The 19,015-nt window shown below is 36.8% G+C and carries 16 protein-coding genes; 14 read left to right on the top strand and 2 right to left on the bottom strand.

Annotation, left to right across the window (positions count from 1 at the left end):
- The first annotated feature begins 7 nt into the window (after positions 1 to 7).
- The 6 genes from QFZ72_RS17250 to QFZ72_RS17225 all read left to right on the top strand — a co-directional run bounded on the left by QFZ72_RS17250 (position 8) and on the right by QFZ72_RS17225 (position 6,419).
- Complete coding sequence (locus QFZ72_RS17250) at positions 8 to 850, top strand: ABC transporter permease (RefSeq protein ID WP_307435569.1); 843 nt, start codon at positions 8 to 10, stop codon at positions 848 to 850.
- Positions 851 to 875: 25 nt separating this feature from the next.
- A complete protein-coding gene (locus QFZ72_RS17245) occupies positions 876 to 1,886 on the top strand; it encodes an ABC transporter substrate-binding protein (protein ID WP_307435567.1) in 1,011 nt (336 codons plus the stop codon).
- A gap of 4 nt (positions 1,887 to 1,890) precedes the next feature.
- Positions 1,891 to 3,213, top strand: coding sequence for an amidohydrolase family protein (locus QFZ72_RS17240; protein WP_307435564.1), 1,323 nt, complete (start codon positions 1,891 to 1,893; stop codon positions 3,211 to 3,213).
- Between the two features lie 22 nt (positions 3,214 to 3,235).
- Positions 3,236 to 4,495: an amidohydrolase family protein gene (locus QFZ72_RS17235; protein ID WP_307435563.1), complete on the top strand. Its 1,260-nt coding sequence runs from the start codon at positions 3,236 to 3,238 to the stop codon at positions 4,493 to 4,495.
- Positions 4,496 to 4,781: 286 nt separating this feature from the next.
- Complete coding sequence (locus QFZ72_RS17230) at positions 4,782 to 5,438, top strand: GntR family transcriptional regulator (protein ID WP_307435560.1); 657 nt, start codon at positions 4,782 to 4,784, stop codon at positions 5,436 to 5,438.
- A 6-nt stretch (positions 5,439 to 5,444) separates the two neighbouring features.
- On the top strand, positions 5,445 to 6,419 hold the full coding sequence (locus tag QFZ72_RS17225) for a DMT family transporter (RefSeq protein ID WP_307435557.1): 975 nt from the start codon (positions 5,445 to 5,447) through the stop codon (positions 6,417 to 6,419).
- Positions 6,420 to 6,770: 351 nt separating this feature from the next.
- Here QFZ72_RS17225 and QFZ72_RS17220 read toward each other — a convergent pair whose 3' ends face one another.
- Positions 6,771 to 7,637: a LysR family transcriptional regulator gene (locus tag QFZ72_RS17220; RefSeq protein ID WP_307435554.1), complete on the bottom strand. Its 867-nt coding sequence runs from the start codon at positions 7,635 to 7,637 to the stop codon at positions 6,771 to 6,773.
- 157 nt (positions 7,638 to 7,794) lie between these two features.
- On the opposite strand from QFZ72_RS17220, the gene QFZ72_RS17215 reads away from it, so the two are divergent.
- Together QFZ72_RS17215 and QFZ72_RS17210 are read left to right on the top strand one after the other, a co-directional pair.
- Complete coding sequence (locus QFZ72_RS17215) at positions 7,795 to 8,886, top strand: oxidoreductase (RefSeq protein ID WP_307435551.1); 1,092 nt, start codon at positions 7,795 to 7,797, stop codon at positions 8,884 to 8,886.
- A gap of 293 nt (positions 8,887 to 9,179) precedes the next feature.
- A complete protein-coding gene (locus tag QFZ72_RS17210) occupies positions 9,180 to 10,085 on the top strand; it encodes an aminoglycoside phosphotransferase family protein (RefSeq protein ID WP_307435548.1) in 906 nt (301 codons plus the stop codon).
- Positions 10,086 to 10,963: 878 nt separating this feature from the next.
- Here QFZ72_RS17210 and QFZ72_RS17205 read toward each other — a convergent pair.
- Positions 10,964 to 12,208 carry a glutamate-5-semialdehyde dehydrogenase gene (locus QFZ72_RS17205; RefSeq protein WP_307435546.1) on the bottom strand — a complete coding sequence of 415 codons (1,245 nt, stop codon included), beginning with the start codon at positions 12,206 to 12,208 and terminating at the stop codon, positions 10,964 to 10,966.
- A gap of 131 nt (positions 12,209 to 12,339) precedes the next feature.
- Between QFZ72_RS17205 and QFZ72_RS17200 the strand changes: the two genes are divergently transcribed.
- From QFZ72_RS17200 to fabF, 6 genes are all read left to right on the top strand, one after another.
- The gene (locus QFZ72_RS17200) at positions 12,340 to 12,936 is read left to right on the top strand and encodes a TetR/AcrR family transcriptional regulator (RefSeq protein WP_307435543.1); all 597 of its coding nucleotides are present in this window, start codon (positions 12,340 to 12,342) and stop codon (positions 12,934 to 12,936) included.
- Positions 12,937 to 13,244: 308 nt separating this feature from the next.
- Complete coding sequence (locus QFZ72_RS17195; protein ID WP_307435540.1) at positions 13,245 to 14,027, top strand: SDR family oxidoreductase; 783 nt, start codon at positions 13,245 to 13,247, stop codon at positions 14,025 to 14,027.
- Between the two features lie 66 nt (positions 14,028 to 14,093).
- Positions 14,094 to 14,519, top strand: coding sequence for a TetR family transcriptional regulator C-terminal domain-containing protein (locus QFZ72_RS17190; RefSeq protein ID WP_307435538.1), 426 nt, complete (start codon positions 14,094 to 14,096; stop codon positions 14,517 to 14,519).
- Positions 14,503 to 15,786: an MFS transporter gene (locus QFZ72_RS17185; protein ID WP_307435536.1), complete on the top strand. Its 1,284-nt coding sequence runs from the start codon at positions 14,503 to 14,505 to the stop codon at positions 15,784 to 15,786. The genes QFZ72_RS17190 and QFZ72_RS17185 overlap by 17 nt, the downstream gene beginning before the upstream one ends.
- A 29-nt stretch (positions 15,787 to 15,815) precedes the next feature.
- Positions 15,816 to 16,244, top strand: a complete 429-nt coding sequence (locus QFZ72_RS17180) for a PaaI family thioesterase (protein WP_307435534.1) — start codon at positions 15,816 to 15,818, stop codon at positions 16,242 to 16,244.
- 532 nt (positions 16,245 to 16,776) lie between these two features.
- The gene (gene fabF, locus QFZ72_RS17170; RefSeq protein ID WP_307435531.1) at positions 16,777 to 18,012 is read left to right on the top strand and encodes a beta-ketoacyl-ACP synthase II; all 1,236 of its coding nucleotides are present in this window, start codon (positions 16,777 to 16,779) and stop codon (positions 18,010 to 18,012) included.
- The last annotated feature ends 1,003 nt before the right edge of the window (positions 18,013 to 19,015 follow it).

Raw genomic sequence — 19,015 nt, 5'->3', positions numbered from 1 at the left:
GGTTTAGATGGAGCATACTCATCTAGAGGTTGCTAAGGTTCCGATAAAAGAGAGTAAGAGGAAAAGTCTGAAGATTTCGAATAATATTATACCACCAATTGCAGTATTCGTTTTCTTTCTTTCTTTTTGGCAGTTTGGTGCACAACTATTTCAAATCCCTAACTATTTATTACCAAAGCCGACTGATATTTTTCAAGCGGCGGTTAGTAATTGGGAAAACCTTAGTACAGCTGTTTTTACTACAATTACAGAAGCGGTTATAGGATTTGTTTTTAGTGTAATTGGAGGGGTTTTAGGCGCGATCTTAATGGCGAGTTCTAAGTTATTGGAAAAAAGCTTATATCCTTATGCGATCCTTTTACAAACCATTCCTATCGTTGCAATTGCTCCAATTATTGTCATTTGGTTTGGTTCAGGTATGAATGCTATTGTTATTATTGCTTTTACGATTGGATTTTTCCCTATGCTATCCAATACATTAATCGGCCTAAATTCAACTAGTAGTGGAATGATTCACTTATTAAAACTGTATCAAGCTTCAAAATGGCAAATCATGTGGAAGGTTAGAATTCCAGCAGCACTACCATACATTATGGCAGGGTTAAAGATATCTTGTACATTGGCTGTTATTGGTGCAATTGTAGGTGAATATATCGCTGGAATTGGAGGCGGTGCAGGCGGAATTGGATATGCAATCACAGTTGCTTCATCAAGGTTGGAGACAGCTTATCTCTTTGCCTGTGGAATTTCAGCAGCCATTCTAGGCATCGTATTTTTCCTTATTGTTAACTTGATTTCCAAGCTGTTATTAGGGTCTTGGCATGAATCAGAAATGAAAAAACAAAATTAAATGATGCAGGGTAGGGGGTTAAAAGATGAAACGTAAATTCATAACTAAGTTTGGTGTGTTAATTAGTATTCTGTCTTTAATAATTCTAGCAGCTTGTGGAAGTTCAGAATCGTCTAGTTCTAGTAGTGGAGAAAAGGAAACTGAAAGCAAAGAACTAACCAAAGCAAAACTCGTAACAAACTGGTTTGCTCAACCAGAGCATGGAGGAAATTACGCAGCTTTACAACAAGAATTTTATAAAGAAGAAGGGTTGGATATGACCGTTGAGCCTGGTGGACCTCAAGTTTCTGCTACCCAAATTGTTGCATCGGGAGAAGCTCAATTTGGTTATACACAAGCGGAGGATTTATTAATCGCTCGAGATAAAGGGATTCCATTAGTAGCTATCGGTGCAATATTTCAAAAAAGCCCTCAAGTTTTAATTACTCATGAAGGAACCGTAACAGAGTTTGAAGATCTAAATGGAAAAACAGTTTATACTGCTCCAGGTAGTGGATATTGGGAATATATTAAATCTACTTATAATCTCACAGAAGTAAAGGAAATGTCTTACACAGGTTCGCTTGCCACATTCATTGAAGATAAAAATGCAGTTACTCAAGGTTATGTTACATCTGAGCCATATTCATTAGATGAGCAAGGTGTAAAAAATGATTACCTCTTTATCCATGATTCGGGGTTTGAAACATATGGTAACATTATTTTTACAACGGAGAAGGTAATTAAAGAAAATCCAGAGCTTGTTCATTCTTTTATGGACGCAACTGTAAAAGGATGGAATTATTATCGAGAAAACTGGGAAGAGGTCAATCCAATTATTCGAGAGTCTAACCCAGAATTAACTTTAGAGAAAATGGAATATGCAGCTAAAACAGAGGAAGAGCTTATTTTTGGTGGGGATGCAGAAGAGTATGGCTTCGGTTATATGTCAGAAGAACGTTGGTCAATGCTTCAAGACGAACTTTTAAAATTAGAAATAATTAAAAATAAAGAAGATATTACAAATGCCTTTACTGTCGAATTTTTGGAGAATTAGTATGATGGAAAATAAAATAATACAGCTTTATAATGTTCGTCTTCCAGAGGCAGTACCTGAACAATTGTTTCAAATAACCATTAAAAATGGTGTATATGAAACAATTAAAAAACAGAATAAATCTACTAAGTCTGAAGGATCAGCTCTATCAGAAATCATGATGAACCAACTATCTGAACATACTGTTTTTGATGTAGAAGGAAGATATCTTCTTCCTTCTTTTGTTGATATCCACACACATCTTGATAAGGCATTTTCATTAGCTTCTGTACCTAATAAGTCTGGAACATTGCAAGAAGCGATTATAAATTATAGCAGGAAAGCATCCTCTTTCTCTACTAATGAAATAAAAGAAAGGGTTAGACGAGCTGCGCTTCAGTCTCTAAGCTATGGAACCACTCATGTTAGAACACATGTTAACTTTGAAATGGATGTTGATGAGAACCTTGCACTTAGTCAGTTACAAGCTGTCCTTGAAGTAAGGGAAGAGTTGAGTTCACTTATGTCATTACAAATTGTCCCTATGTTTTCTTATTTATCATCTCGTCCTAAAAAACAGTTGGAGATTATAGAAGAAGCTATTTCATATGGTATTGATGGAATTGGCGGGGCTCCGCATTTATCCTTAAATTCAAAGGAAGACATTGATTTTTTATTTCAACTCGCTGTAAAAAATGGAAAGTTTGTCGATCTACATGTTGATGAACAAGACGATCCAAATGTATGTACAATTGAACAAATTATAAAAAAAACACAGGAGTACAATTATCAAGGAAAAGTGATAGCAGGCCACCTTTGTTCTCTTTCTGCAATAGAGGAAAGAAAGGCTGCATCGATTATAGAAGGGATGGCAACTGCAAAAATAGGTGCCGTTACATTGCCGGGAGCAAATTTGTACCTGCAAGGGAGAGGGGACAAAGGGATTGTCCGAAGAGGGATTACTAGAGTAAAAGAGTTAATAAATCAAGGAGTTGACATTGCAACAGCATCAGATAATGTGAATGATCCATTTCATCCATTCGGTAGATGTGATTTACTACAAATTGGGCTATTAACAGCCTATTCAGCACATTTAGGAAGTGAAAATGATCTACATCATCTTCTAAAAATGATAACAGAGATTCCTGCTGCTTTTTATGGATTGGAGAACCATTGTGTCCAGGAAAAAGCAAAGGCAAGCTTTGTTCTTGTTGAAGGATTAGATATTTACCAGTTATTTGCAAACCTTTCACCATCAAGATTTGTCTATCATAACAATCAATGGATGTGTGCGATAAAATCAGAGACACAACTGCTTTTTCCTCAAAAAGCAGTAGGTGTAGAGTAAATAATGTATTGGAGGGGAATGGGTGTATCAAGCAGTTGTTAAACATGTAAAACTTATAGAAGAAGATTCCTTGTTTCATATAGGAATGAATAATGGGAGAATCTCAGCCATTACAACAGAAGACATCCATGGTGAAACAGAATGGGAAGCAAATGGAGGAATTGCTCTCCCGCCTTTTGTTGAAATGCATACACATTTAGATACTGTATTAACAGCTGGTAAATCTCTGAAGAATCTTTCTGGAACCTTGTTGGAAGGAATTGAACGTTGGCAAGCGCGAAAAGCAAGGCTAACATGTGAAGATGTTATGGAACGCGCGGAAAACGCCATTTATCTCCTTATCCAGCATGGAGTGCTTTATGTTCGTGCAGCAGTAGATATATCTGACCCTGAATTAACAGCATTAAAAGCGATAGTTAAACTGCGCGATAAGTTACAGCACCTTATTGATATTCAAATTATTGCTTTTCCACAAGATGGAATTATCTCGTGCATAGAAAACAAAGAACGTTTAATAAGGGCAATTGAATTAGGGGCAGATGCAGTCAGTGCTGTTCCACATCTTGAGCATACTCGCGAAAACGGAATTCAGTCATTAAAAGAGTGTTTTTTTATAGCGAAAGAATACAATTCATTCGTCCACATTTTTTCAGATGAAATAGACGATGAGCAATCACGCTATTTGGAAGTGATTGCAGATTTAACGATAAGCCAAAGGATGGATGGAAAGGTCACAGTCAGCCATGCAAATGCATTGGCGTATTATGCTGATAGCTATGCAGCAAAGGTGATTGCCCTTGTAAAACAAGCGAAATTATCTGTTGTGTCATGTCCATTAATAAATTGTACAATGCAAGGACGTTATGATCACTATCCAAAAGGAAGAGGGATAACGAGAATAAAAGAGCTGAATGCTTCAAAGGTGAATGTATGTATTGCTCATGATGATATTCAAACACCTTTTTATCCATTCGGTAATGGAAATATTCTACAGGCAGCTCATATGGGGGCACATTTATCTCATATGAATGGAGAAAATGAAATAGCTCAAATCATTCAAATGATAACCTATAATGGAGCAAAAGCTTTTGGGATACGAGAAGAATATGGTATTGAAGTTGGAAATAAAGCTAATTTTATTGTATTACCGGTAGATAAAATCGTTGACATGGTAACCAAGCAGCCTGCTTGTCGCTTTGTTTTTAGGGAAGGAAAATTAGTTGTGGAAACGAAGCCAACTGAACCAATATGGTATTCCGATTTATTAAACCAGTCAAGGTGAAGAGTAGTGTGGATTTAAAATAAAGTCGCGACGTTTATAAAAATGTTGCGATGCTCTACCCCTTTAGATGGTTATCTAAAGGGGTGTTTTTATAGTGAAAAGGAAAAGAACATCTGAATTGAAAGATCGATTAAGGGACTGTTGAGTAACAATAAGTTGTTCCGTCAAAGGCCATTTAATGGAATAAGACTTTCTAACAAAATTGGATATTTATGTTATATGTTAGTATGAGATTTGTAAAGAAATGTACTTAAACTAAAGTGGAGTTGAAGAAGATAAATAATATTTGCCAATAAAACCAATTAAACGTTTGTTATTTAGAGATGAAGTATATCAAACTTTAAAAAAGTCGATTGTCACCTTGGAATTACAACCAGAAGAACGCTTAAATGACAAAGAACTAGCAGAGAAGTTTGGAATTAGTCGTACCCCTGTTAGGGAAGCACTTAAACGACTTGAAGACGAAGGACTTGTTGAGTCACTTCCAGGGTCATCTACTCGTGTAGCACCATTAAAATTAGAGGAGGCGAAACATGCTTTTACTGTTGTAGCAGTTTTACATGCTTTAGCTGCTCGACTTGCATGTCCTTTATTAAAGGAAACTGATATTGAAGAATTAGAGTTTAGTAATAAGAATTTGCGACTTTCAATTGAAAAAGGTGATGTTATTAAGGCGATTGAGGCAGATGGAACTTTTCACAAGGTTTTCTTAGACGTGTCTGGGAACCCTGAAATAGTATTCGCATTAGAACGTAGTCTACCTAAAATTCAACGATTAGAGATTTCACAATTTACTACGCTAAAAGGGTTAAATTCGATTGAGCAGCATAATCAAATTATATCAGCTTGTAAAAATCGGGAATACGAAACAGTTGTCCGTCTTGTGGAGGAAAACTGGCTAAGTCTTGGCGAACTACTCACACAACAAACGGAGCCGAGGTGAGTTCAGTTGCAACCAATTTTAATAGGTATTTATGCAGCCTTCTTTTTTGCTTTTACATTTGTTCTCAATGCATCTATGGAGTTGTCTGGTGGTAGTTGGATTTGGAGTGCTTCGCTCCGATATATCTTTATGGTTCCATTTCTCTTGTGTATTGTAATAATTAGAAAAAATTTACGACCACTCTTAAACGAAATGAGAAAACAACCAGGAACATGGGTTATATGGAGTTTTGTTGGTTTTGGATTATTCTATGCTCCCTTATGTTTTGCATCTGCTTATTCACCTGGTTGGCTTATCGCTGGAACATGGCAAATTACTATTATTTCAGGTGCTTTACTTGCACCGTTATTTTTTGAAACGATATACACAAAGAATGGGCCATTACAGTTAAGACAGAAAATTCCCTTTAAAGGTCTTACAATGTCACTTATCATTCTGTTAGGTATTGTTCTAATGCAAATTGAACATGCTAAACACCTTTCTTTAGAAAGTCTATTACTGGGAGTTGTCCCCGTTCTAATAGCATCATTTGCATATCCTTTTGGGAATCGTAAAATGATGGATGTGTGTGAAGGGCGTTTAGATGCGTATCAACGAGTATTAGGAATGACACTGGCAAGTCTTCCATTCTGGTTTTTACTTTCCTTGTATAGCTTTTATACCGTAGGATTACCAAGTAATGGTCAGAGTCTTCAATCTTTATTGGTGGCACTTTGTTCTGGAGTCATTGCTACTGTCTTATTTTTTAAAGCAACAGATATGGTGAGAGGAAATATGCAAAAGTTAGCTTCTGTTGAAGCAACACAATCAATGGAAGTGCTTTTTGCATTAGCTGGGGAACTAATATTTTTGTCGATACCAATTCCTTCTCCATTATCTTGGTGCGGTATTTTTATCGTCATTCTTGGCATGATTTTGCATAGTTATGTTTCAAATAGAAAAAAGGAAAGTCATTTTAAACAATCAGTGAACTTAAACTAAACGAAAGGGTGCGATTGGAAGAAGGCATCGCTTTTTTACTAATGGGTGCTAAAGTTCAATAAGCGTGAGCCAGCTTCAATAGCTTATAATACGATAGGGCGCTTTTCTGTAATAAGAATTGTGCTCTTTTTGTATTATAGGGCCATTTAATTGAGTAAGAGTACCATAAAATTCAACTTTTTTATACAGCCACCTGGTGCTTGGTCGTACGTACAACGATGTATAAAAACCTGTATTAACGATAAAAAATAAACAAAAGCCTATCCCTTGAACTGCATGGGATTGGCTTTTTTGCTAACTTCATATAATAAATTTTTATGTTAACTAAAAATGCATATTAGATAATTTCAATCAAATTCCCGTCTCTCTGACACAGTCTGCAAATGCAGCGAACGTTTTGCTATGAAACTGTTCTTTTCGGGAAACCAGTCGCGTTGTTGCGAATCGGTACTGTTCCGGAACCGGATGAGCCCGTACGCGATCATCGCTCACAGCAACGGCCGATTTGGTTAGAAGCGTGTACCCGATTCCTGCTCGTACGCAGTTCAGCATCGTCTCCAGCGTGCTGATCTCAACGATGTTCGTGGGGGTTGCACCGACGCCGTGAAGCCAATCTTCGATGGTTGCACGTAAAGGACAGCCCTTCGAAAACACAACCCATGCTGCATTCTCAACGTCCGGAAAAATTGAAGGTTCATTTCCATCAGCGGCAGTCAGAAGGACGACTTCTTCTCGAATCTCATAGGCGACTTGCAACTGGGAAAAGTCAAATTCGCCCGTAAAGAAAGCGCCATCCAACTGGCCGTTCAACACTTTCTCGTAATTAAGCGGCGACGTCCCAGTGATCAGTGATAACGCAACTTCGGGGTATTTGCTTTGAAACTTGGATAACGCGCGAATAAATGGTCCAGAGGAAGCGACCGTCTCCACAACACCGATCACAAGCGGTCCGCATGGGTAATCTGGTTCTTTTACAGCCCTCATGGCCTCCTCCATCTTAAGCAAAATATTCGAGGCATAATTGCTGAAGACGAGCCCCTTCTCAGTTGGTATTACGCCTTTCGGATTTCTCTGAAAAAGCTGGGTGCCAAGCTCCGACTCCATCTTGCGAACCCGCATTGTAATGTTCGACTGAACGTAGCCCAGTTTCTCTGCCGCGCGGGTTATGCTGCCCTCTTCTATGATCGCCATAAACACTTTTAAATCGGTTAACTCCATAGAAAACCCTCCAATTACACATCAATAATTTTGATGGATATATCATTATTAATCATTTTATTATATGGAGTTGATAGAATACAATAATATTAATAAAACAAATCGCGTCGGTGGCAAAAAATTGCGCTGCCACGGTAAACTATAGGAGGAATTCAATATGAGTAAATATTCCAATCTTTTTTCTACATTCCAATTAGAGTCCCTGAAATTGCCGAATCGGGTGGTATTATCGCCAATGACCCGAACAAGTGCAGAACCGTCCGGGCTCGCAAATGAACGTATGGTCCGTTATTATACCCGTTTTGCGAAAGGTGGTTTCGGTCTCATTATCACGGAAGGCATCTATCCCGATACAGTGAACAGCCAAAGTTATGAGAACCAACCCGGCATAGCCAATGATGCACAAGCTGAGTCGTGGAGACCTGTCGTTCAGGCGGTTCAACGCGAAGGAGGAAAAATTGTCGCACAGTTAATGCATGCGGGTGCACTTGTTCAGCATGACAGATTTACGCCAATCGCTCCGTCAGCAGTAAAACCTGTGGGTAAGATGCTCGAAGATCATGGAGGGAGCGGAGAGTTCGCTGTTCCGAAAGAGATGACCCAAGAGGAAATCCACAAAGCAATCGACAGCTTCGCACAAGCTGCTCTCCGTGCTAAGCAGATTGGCTTCGATGGGGTGGAAGTCCATGCAGCGAATGGCTACCTGCTCGATCAATTCATCACCGATTATACGAACCATCGAACAGATGAATATGGCGGTTCAACGGAGAGACGAATCCGCATCGTCGTGGAAGTGCTGGAAGCCATTCGTGCTGTCGTCGGCCCAGATTACATGGTAGGTGTTCGTATCTCACAAGGGAAAGTAAACGATTTTCATCACAAATGGGCAAACGGAGAGACGGATGCGAAGATTATTTTTGAACAATTAGCGGCTGCATCCCCAAGTTACATCCATACGACCGAATATAAGGCGTTTGTCCCGGCTTTCGTGGAGAACGGACCGACGCTTGCCAAGCTAGCTAAGCGATACAGTGGCCTTCCCGTCATCGCCAATGGCAAATTAGGAGAACCGGAGGCAGCAAAGCTCCTCATTGAGTCGGGAGATGCTGACCTAATCGCAATCGGAACGAGTGCATTGGTCAATCCGGACTGGGTGAACAAAGTACAAGAAGGTAAAAAGTTAATCCCTTTCGACCATTATTTCTTGCACCCTATAGCGACACTGAAAGAAGAAGAAGTTATAGTCTGAGAACTTCCAGTCAATAAAGTCTGATCGTTTATAAAAAAGTTTAATCAAAATCCTGTATAAATTAATACAGGATTTTTCTTTTTTACTCTTGTTGATGTTGTAAACCTCCAGTCATGTTACTCCATTAAAGGGCCATATTCTTGAATAAGAGAAGAAGATATTAGAATGTGAATCGAAGCTCTAAGTTATTTAAGTAACGGGCATTAAAAGGAGGAAATATAATCCATTAATAGAATTATACAAGTTTGAGATTATTGATTTGTTCTTCAATATTTAATAACGGAGGTGAGGAAATGATCGAAACGATAACAAAACAGATTCCTTTAATAAGTAATTGTAGGGATGTCGTTCAAATTAAAAAGGGGTTTTCTTCAGATGAAAAATATCTAATACATATGTATGATGATAGCAACAAGTTACTTCTTCGGTTGTTTAACCTAGGCGAGTTTGAATCAAAAAAGACAGAATATTCTATTTTAGAAAGGATGCAGGATTATAATGTTACTTGCTCACAACCGATTTCTATTGGTGAGGTAGGAAATCGAGGGTATATAATCACATCCTACATAGAGGGTAAAGATGCAGAAGATGAAATCCCAAAATACTCAGATCAAGAACAATTTAATATTGGTATTGAGGCTGGGAAGGAATTAAGGAAAATGCATCAATATGCTGCTCCAAACCATGTCCCTTCGTGGTATTCAAGGAAAGTGGAAAAACATAAGAAATATATAGATGCTTACCTAGCATGTGATGTTAAAGTGAAAGATGATCAAAAAATAATGAATTTTATTGAAGAGAACATTCAGCTTATGAAGCAACGCCCAAACTTATTCCAACATGATGATTTCCATGTTGGAAATATCATTGTTAATAACAAAAAATTCTCTGGAGTAATTGACTTTAACAGGTATGATTGGGGCGATCCAATTCATGAATTTCTTAAAATTGGAATTTTTAGCCGAGAAGTAAGTATTCCTTTTTCAATAGGGCAAATCAGAGGGTATTTTAATAATACTGACCCCGATCAATATTTTTGGAAGTTGTATTCACTTTACTTAGCTATGTGCGTTTTCTCTACTGTAATATGGACTTTAAAAACTATTCCAGACAACATGAATGACATGTTAGATAAAGTGTACATGTTTTTAGAAGATCATGATTACTTCAGTAAATTAAAGCCTAAGTGGTATATATAGAAAATAATAGTGAGAAGCTTAGGTGTTATTCCATAAAAGGGAGCTTATATGGAGTATGAATATTGAACGTATTCATCGTAAATAACGAAACATAAACAGCCTATTTTCTAACTTTGATTACTTATTATATTTAGTAAGTAATTATAGTTTTCAATGTAAACAACGATAGGACTTTACTTGGAGAGGTGGGTATGATAGGCTTGCCTGATGAAACCTTAGCTTCAGCCTTTCAAGACAAATCGTACCAACAGAGGCTCCAAGTCAAGTCCTTAAACGCCTATTCTATGAATACATGTAAACAATGATAAAGGGTGCACCATATCAATGTTTTGTTACTGATACTATATATAACTGCTCTTTAATTGAATAAGGATTACAAAAATGATGAAACTTTTTTATAAAAAACTGATCCAATTGAATATATTAAGGGCTTGTTTTGAACTATCTTTTTTTCAAAACAAGCTCTTTCCTTTTGTTCGTTTATCAAGGTTATTAGTATCAATTTGATCAAACTTTGTTTTAAAGCCACATCCAGGGAGGGAACCTATAAGAAGGGAAAGGGCTAATTTTAAATTAGGCCTTTTAGTTTTTTATATTTGTTCATTTTGGGTATACCCTAGATAAACATTTAGAAATGTTGTAACTATGACTGATAATTTGCGTTGGTTTTAAGCGTTATTTTGCACATGGTATAGCGTCTACCTTCATCGAAAATAAAAGGCGGCTAGAAATAGTTCTTAGCTGCCTTTTATCTATTTAGAAATTCCGTTCAAATTATCATTATCCTTAAGAAAACAATAAAATATCTTTTTTAAATAGTTTATGTTTATATACTCTGTAAAAATTGGCAATACATATTTCTCTTTATAAACTTCTGGTTACCGAGTTTGTCCGTTTCCGTAAATAATGTATTTCGTAGTTGTTAATTCTTTTAACCCCATTGGGCCCCTAGCATGTATTTTTTGAGTACTAATACCAATCTCAGCTCCAAACCCGAACTCTTCTCCGTCAGTAAAACGAGTCGATGCATTAACATACACAGCTGAGGAATTCACAAATTTTAGAAAGTGTTGAGCATGATTATAATCGTTTGTGATAATCGCTTCTGAATGGCTTGAGCTATAGTTATTAATATGTGAAATAGCTTCATCAATATCTTCTACTACTTTAATAGCTAAGATGTAATCTAAGTATTCTTGTTTCCAGTCCTCTTCCGTTGCCAATCTTATATTTGGACAGATTTCAGCAACTCTTTTATCTCCACGTATCTCAACATTTTCTTCAATTAATGCTTGAGAGATGATTGGTAAGAATTTCTCAGCTATATTTTTATTTATAAGTACTTTTTCAACTGCATTGCATGCAGAAGGACGAGATGTTTTTGCATTAATAATAATTGATTTCGCCATTTCAATATTACAAGATTCATCTACATAAATGTGACAGTTACCAGTACCAGTTTCGATTACTGGTACTGTTGCATTCTTAACGACGTTCTGAATTAACCCTGAACCTCCACGAGGAATAAGCACATCTACATATTCATTAAGTTGCATTAATGATATTGCAGTTTCACGTCGAGTATCTTCAATTAATTGAAGAGCGCCTGAAGGTAAATTTGCATCAGAAATTGCTTTTGATAATATATTTACAATAGCTATATTAGAGTATATTGCTTCACTGCCACCTCGTAATATAGCTGCATTACCAGATTTTAAACATAATCCGGCTGCATCACAAGTTACATTTGGACGAGCTTCATAAATGATTCCTATAACTCCTAATGGCACACTTTGCTGTCCAATTTGTAAACCATTTGGACGTACAGACATATTCTTTATTTCACCAATAGGATCTGGTAAAGTAGCGATTTGTCGTAAACCGTTTGCCATTTCTTCAATACGATTTTCATTTAACAATAGACGATCTAACATTGTTTTTGATGTTCCATTTTCCAAAGCATTGTTTAAATCTATTTGATTTGCCTTTAAGATATCTTGCTTATATTTAAGTAAATAATCAGCCATTTTAAATAGAGCATCTTGTTTGCATTTGCTACTTATATTTGCTAGGACGTAGGATGCCTGTTTTGCTTGTCTTCCTTTTATCTGTAATTCAGTCAATGTGATGTAATCCCCCTATAATCAAAAATTTTTCCTATTATTTTTTGCACTTTACAAAGATACTACCTAATTGTACAATAAAAAAAGACCGAATGGTCTTATAAATTTTTCAAACGGAGGCAAATAGATTCATGGTTAATCGCAAGGGAGAACAGACTAAAGCCCTGATCTTAGAAAAAGCATCGAAACTTTTTAATAGCCAAGGATATAGGGCATCTTCTATATCCGACATCATGCACGAGACTGGTCTTCAAAAAGGAGGGATTTATAACCATTTCGAAAATAAAGAGGAAATAATGTTGAGAGCTTTTTCCTTTTCCATTGACACGATGAGTCATTTTTTCTCTGAAGCAATGGCAGGTAAACAAGGATGCATGGAACGTCTTCTTTCCATTATTTCCGTATTCGAGGGGATTGCTGAAAGAGAATTGTTCCCGGGAGGTTGCCCAATTATGAATGCTGCCATTGAGGCAGATGACGCAGACCCATTGCTTCAAGAAAAAGTCCGTGAAGCAATGGATGCCTTGCTCGGAATGGTTCGTAATCTTGTTCAGGAGGGCATAAAGAAGGGTGAGGTTAAACAAGGAGTGGATCCCGAGTTTGTGGCGACCGTGTTTATCTCCACGCTGGAGGGGGCGCTAGCACTTAGCAAACTTTACAAGAACCAAGAGTACATGAAAAGAGCTGTGCATCATCTTAGATCGTTTCTTGCTCAGAACTGTGACTAGCAGTCAGGTTCTGGTGCAAAAACCTATTCCTAGAAACATAGAGGAACAGTTTCCTTTAAATTGCTAACTTATGAAGCTAATCCAAACAGTTGATGGATGAATTTATCGATATATTCATTCCATAGAGAATCCCCTTAAAAAGTTACCTCCCCTGCAAACGGAGGTAAGTGTCCAAAATTAACAAACATCCCACAGTTGTGCGGAATGAATGTTCTCAAAAACATGCTTATGCTCTTTGAGAATCTTGTTGCTCAATAAAGCAAGTAAAGCCACTATATAAATCATTTATAGAGAAAGGATTGATTTTTATGAAAATGGATTCCAACACAATTCTCATAACGGGGGGAACATCCGGGATTGGATTCGAGCTTGCTACTCAGCTCCTTCAGCTTGGGAACACCGTAATTATTACCGGGCGGGATCAGTCCAAACTGGACTTAGCCAAAAAGAAACTGCCAAACGTTCACACATTTCAGTGTGATGTAAGCGATCCAAAGGCCATTTCTGACCTTTTTGAAAAAGTAATCAGTCAATTTCCAGAACTGAATGTTCTGATCAATAACGCTGGGGTTATGCGTAAATTGAACTTTCATACCAAAGAGGTTGATTTAGAGGATTTCAGTAGCGAGATTGAAATTAACCTCAGCGGTTCGATCCGCATGGTGAACCAATTCTTATCGCATTTAAAGGCGAAGAAATCCGCTGCGATTATGAATGTCTCATCTGCACTTGCATTTGTTCCTTATCCGGCATTGCCGGTATATTGTGCGACGAAAGCCGGTATTCATTCATTTACACAATCACTGCGAATACAGCTGAAAAATACTAATATTAAAGTGTTTGAATTGGCGCCTCCAGCTATTCAGACCCCTTTAGTTGAAGTTTTTGATGCCGACGAGATCAAAGTCGTAAAACCTATGGATGCCGGTAAGATGGTTAGGTACGCAATCGAGGGTTTGAAAAAGGATCGCTTTGAGATCCTGCCGGGCCAGAGCAGTGCGCTGAAGTTCATGAGTCGTGTTGCACCTCAGTTTATGTTAAATCAGATAAGTAAAACTGTTGACAATATGCTGACTCAAACCAAGAGTTAACTATACGGAACAGTGGTACATTAAACTCTTTGCGTTTAAAAAATATCCAATTCTATCTCTAAAATAATGGAGGTAACAGGATTAAAAAAAGGAAGAATATATAGACATTTAGATAGTAAGGACGAATTGGCCAAAGCTTCGTTTTCATACTTTTTAATCACTCTAAAAGAAAATTATTTACAAGCTATCAAATCCAAGGAAACAGCAAACGAACAATTTCAGGCTTTTGCTTCTATTTTTATGACTTTGAACAACAATGATATCTTAGTGGGTGGCTGTCCCTTAATGAATGCAACCATTGAAGTAGATGATTCAGAAATTTTGATTGAATTTGGTCAGGGTCAAAATGAAATTAACATGAATGTTGATTCTGAACAGATGACTGTATTCATTCTCTCTTCCATGGAGGGTGCATTGGCCCTCAGCAGATTGTATAAGGATAAGCGATATTTAGACATGGTCATCATGCAGATAAATGCTATTCTTTTCTAATTCTATTTTTTATTCTTTTTTTTTGAACAAAAAGAGACCGATTGGTTTTTTATTCGGGGGGGGGATTTATATTCAAGCACATAAAAAATGGTCTATGTGGTCACAACTTATTGCGGGTTTCTTGTTGGTTATTTCGACTACTGGCTTTGCAAGATTGGCTTATGGTGTGTTAATGCCTTTTATGCAAGCCGACTTAAATATGAACTACACACAGGCAGGATTATTAGCAACAACGATCTCGCTTGGCTTTCTTGCAATATCCCCCTTAGCTGGGTTATTAGCACTCAAGTTTGGAATGAAACAAGTCATTATGGCAGGTGGCTTTCTCGTCACAGTTAGCTTCCTTTTTCTTTCATTCTCGAACTCCTTTTATCTATACATGCTTATTATGTTTTTTTGCGGGGCAGGAAGTGCTTTAGCCTTTTCCCCCATAATGTCTTTACTAGTCATCCAATTCCAAAAGAAAAAGGGATTAGTACTCGGTGTCTTATTAAGTGGGGTGGGTTCAGGAATGCTTCTTAGTGGTCTCATAACCACCTATTTGATTAGGTATTTTCCGGTATGGGAATGGAGGGCTATTTGGCTAATTTTTTCCATTACCTCTATTTTATTCACACTACTCTCATGGATCGTATTGAAAGAACCAGGAAAGAGTGTGACTAACAAAGATGATAGGAATCAAGGAGTCGCTCATGCTTACAAAAACCGAAAAATCCTTAGGGTAGGTATTATTTACTTTTTAATTGGATCGGCTTATCTTATCCCAATCCTTTTCCAAACATCATTTATGATACACTCTGGGATCAGCGAAAGAGTGGCCGGTAGTTTATTTTCAATTTCTGGCTTATTTACAATTCTTGGAGGTCCGATTTGGGGAATCGTTTCAGATAAAGTAGGGAGAAAAAAATCTTTACTCGTTGCTTTGGCTTTGTGTGTCATGGGAGGTATTATTCCAGTCGTCAATGATCACATAATAAGTTTTATGACTTCGGCAATTTTATTTGGTTTTTCCATTGGAGGTCTCATGGTTCTTGTCCAAGCGATGGCAGTAGAACGCTCTCTTCCTTATCTAGTACCAGCCGTTTTGGGCTTCATAACCATTTTCTTTGCAACTGGTCAATTAGTAGGACCCTTTCTTGCAGGATCAATTATTGAGCATTTAGGGGGAGTTCGAGAGGCATATGTCTTTGCCATATTCATATTTTTTACTGCCCTTATACTCACTTGTTTTGTAAGTGAAAAGGAGAAAGTTGTATTGGAAACATAAAACACAAACAACGTAAAGGGGAATGGATGATGGAGAATACGATTAAACTAAATGCGAACAAGGAAATTTCAGTCCCACCTGTGGCAAAGTTAATTGGGTTTGATTTAGTAGAAGTTAAGAATGGAAAGTCCGTATTCACATTAAAGACAAAGGAAACGCATTTTAATCCGATGGGGACCGTACATGGTGGTATTCTATGTGATTTGGCAGATGCAGCAATGGGAGTGGCTTACGCTACATTGTTAGATGAAAGAGAAACGTTTACAACGATCGAGTTGAAAATTAACTATTTGAAACCCGTATGGAAAACGACCTTAAAAGCTAATGCCATTGTAGTGAAAAAGGGAAGTTCCATTGGCCTTATCGAATGCACTATTTTTGATGAGAATGAGTCATTGGTAGCGAAAGCTAGTTCAACTTGTATGACACTAAACGGAGAAAAGGCAATAAATAGATAGTTAAACTATCGTTAATTTTAATCACGGAGGGGTTTGCTATTCAACGCAGAGTCGTAATAACAGGCTATGGTGCCGTATCCTAATTAGGTAATAATGTGAAAATATTATTGAATAATATTAAGTGGAAAAATCCGGCATTAAAAAAGTCTACTTTAACTACCATGCCGTAGTTGGAAGATGAGCAGGCGGCCATGCAAAATGGGCAATCGACTTTGCCCGTGGCGTGAGGACATCGGAACTTTAGATAATCGCCGTTAGCGCAAATCACATCGAGCAGAAAGGCGTTTCGTACAACGACTAAGTCAAATGGAAATAGATTTTCTAACAGAACTGCTTAATGACGCCAAAAGGAAGGAGGTATTCAAAATACTGACGATCTGGCGGCATTAGCAGTTTTTCTCATCTCAAGCACCAAAGGCGGATTACAATATAAACGTGTATTAAGAGATGATTTTTTTTCTAAAATATTGGAACAACTTAAAGATCTTTTGAAGTAGTTATGTGAAAAAAGAATGACAGGGGAGTGTTGTTGATGGCACGAAGAGTTGTAGTGACAGGATATGGAGTCGTTTCACCGTTAGGAAATACAATTGAAGCGTTCTGGAAGAACATTAAAGAAGGTAACTCAGGCATTAAAAAAATTAAATCTGATGATTATAACAATATTAGCACCAAAATTGCAGGTTATATTACCGACTTTGAAGCAGAGCAATTTATTGATAAAAAAGAAAAGGAGAAATATGACTTATTCGTACAGTATGCTGTTGCTGCTGCTCAACAAGCTTTGGAACAGGCGAATCTAGATTTGCAAAATGTTAATAAGGAGCGATTAGGGGTTTATATTGGTTCCGGTATTGGAGGAATTAATACTACATTAGATAATCATAAAGCTTTGCTTGAAAGAGGACCAAGAAAAGTTTCTCCATTTATGGTTCCAATGATGATCAGTAATATGGCGTCAGGAATAATATCTATAAAAACGGGTTTTAAGGGGCCTAGCTTTTCACCTGTTTCTGCTTGTGCAACAGGGAATCAAGCTATTGGGGAGGCTTTTTTAAATATTCGACAAGGTTATTCTGATGGTATATTAGCTGGAGGGGCTGAAGCTCCTATTAATCCACTAGCTTTTGCTGGATTCTCAAGAATGAGAGCAATGTCTACTTTTAATGATTTTCCAGAAAAGGCAAGTCGCCCATTTGACAGAGGGCGTGATGGCTTTGTCATGTCTGAAGGAGCGGGTGTTTTATTCCTGGAAGAATATGAACATGCGAGAGAAAGAGGAGCGACAATTTTAGGAGAAATCATAGGTTATGGTTCCACAACAGATGCCTATCATATTACTTCCCCTGATTACAATGGGGCCGCAAATGCAATGAAATTGGCTTTAGATATGGGAAAGATTCGAATGACTGATGTGGATTATATAAATGCACATGGTACAAGTACCCCTGAAGGAGATAAATCAGAGACCAAAGCGATTAAAAGTGTTTTTGGTGCTCATGCTTATAACTTAAAGGTAAGTTCCACTAAATCGATGACTGGGCACCTTTTTGGAGCAGCAGGTGGGATTGAGGCTGTTATAACCCTTAAAAGTATCATGGAAGATATAGCTCCTCCAACTATTAATTATGATATACCGGATGAAGAGTGTGATTTAGATTATGTTCCAAACCATGCAGTTAACATGAAAATAAACTATGCTATTTCTAATGGTTTTGGTTTTGGAGGACATAATGCAGTATTGGCATTTAAGAAATTTTCGATATAGATAGGACTGAAGAAAAGGAATAATCGATAGGTTATATATTATTCTATTGATTAAATGCTCACGGACCCACGTCAAATTCAACTAAAGGTGCTTTAATAAAATACCTGAGGTTCCATTTTTGTAGCTTTTTCACATTTTCCATATTCAACAATCGGGCGCTTTAATTGAATAAGGATCACAGAAATTATCAAACTTTTTTATAAAAGACTGATTCAATTAAATATAGAAAGAGCATGTTTTTCAATCTTTTTTTCAAAACATGCTCTTTCTATTTGCTCTTTTATCAAGGTTTATAGAGTTAATTTAATTAAACTTTATTTCAAAGCTACATTATCTGATTTTAAAAGATTTAAATATGCATATTTTTATTCATTTTTTATAATTGAATATTTATATTAAAAAGTTAAAAACGTTGATTTATCAAGCATGTATAAAATATTGCATAATGATAAAAAACAGAATTTTTATAAAATGTTGATTTAAAAGGATTTATGAAGGGTTTTAAGTTTACATAATGTAGTATTTAGGAAGTTGACATGTATATGATATGCATGTAAAACGCTCTCTATTGAAATGAGTTAAGGAATAGGCATACCCTTAAAATCACTTTCTCAAACAGATTCACTTTTTTATATTACATATTATTGTTACATATTACGTAATAAGTTGACTTATTCATATTAAAATTGTTCCAGAAAAGGGCCATTTAATTGAATAAGACTTCCAAACGAAACTGGATATTTATGTTAATATTGGTATGAGATTGTGAAGAAATGTACATAAACTAAAGGGTGCTTGAGTTGGAGAGTGAGGGTTGCTACGGCAGCTCTTTTTATTATACGACTAACGGGCAGTTTAATAAGGAGTTATGTAATTTTAAGACTTATTTATATATTTTTATTGAAAGAAAATATCTCTATAACTTTATTGAATGATATTGTTAATTAGGGTAATTATCTAACCTCGTCCTCTTTAGACGAGGTTTTTTAAATCTTCTTATAAT

It is taken from the genome of Bacillus sp. V2I10 (assembly GCF_030817055.1).
Classification (GTDB): Bacteria; Bacillota; Bacilli; order Bacillales; family Bacillaceae; genus Bacillus_P.
Note: the sequence above shows the minus strand (reverse complement) of the source record. Positions and strands in the feature narration are given on the sequence as shown.

What these genes read in the sequence shown, in the direction of transcription:
- QFZ72_RS17250 (WP_307435569.1), top strand. Translation starts at nt 8, where the DNA reads ATGGAGCATACTCATCTAGAGGTTGCTAAGGTTCCGATAAAAGAGAGT.
- QFZ72_RS17245 (WP_307435567.1), top strand. Translation starts at nt 876, where the DNA reads ATGAAACGTAAATTCATAACTAAGTTTGGTGTGTTAATTAGTATTCTG.
- QFZ72_RS17240 (WP_307435564.1), top strand. Translation starts at nt 1,891, where the DNA reads ATGGAAAATAAAATAATACAGCTTTATAATGTTCGTCTTCCAGAGGCA.
- QFZ72_RS17220 (WP_307435554.1), bottom strand. Translation starts at nt 7,637, where the DNA reads ATGGAGTTAACCGATTTAAAAGTGTTTATGGCGATCATAGAAGAGGGC.
- QFZ72_RS17215 (WP_307435551.1), top strand. Translation starts at nt 7,795, where the DNA reads ATGAGTAAATATTCCAATCTTTTTTCTACATTCCAATTAGAGTCCCTG.
- QFZ72_RS17210 (WP_307435548.1), top strand. Translation starts at nt 9,180, where the DNA reads ATGATCGAAACGATAACAAAACAGATTCCTTTAATAAGTAATTGTAGG.
- QFZ72_RS17200 (WP_307435543.1), top strand. Translation starts at nt 12,340, where the DNA reads ATGGTTAATCGCAAGGGAGAACAGACTAAAGCCCTGATCTTAGAAAAA.
- QFZ72_RS17195 (WP_307435540.1), top strand. Translation starts at nt 13,245, where the DNA reads ATGAAAATGGATTCCAACACAATTCTCATAACGGGGGGAACATCCGGG.
- QFZ72_RS17190 (WP_307435538.1), top strand. Translation starts at nt 14,094, where the DNA reads ATGGAGGTAACAGGATTAAAAAAAGGAAGAATATATAGACATTTAGAT.
- QFZ72_RS17185 (WP_307435536.1), top strand. Translation starts at nt 14,503, where the DNA reads ATGCTATTCTTTTCTAATTCTATTTTTTATTCTTTTTTTTTGAACAAA.
- QFZ72_RS17180 (WP_307435534.1), top strand. Translation starts at nt 15,816, where the DNA reads ATGGAGAATACGATTAAACTAAATGCGAACAAGGAAATTTCAGTCCCA.
- fabF (WP_307435531.1), top strand. Translation starts at nt 16,777, where the DNA reads ATGGCACGAAGAGTTGTAGTGACAGGATATGGAGTCGTTTCACCGTTA.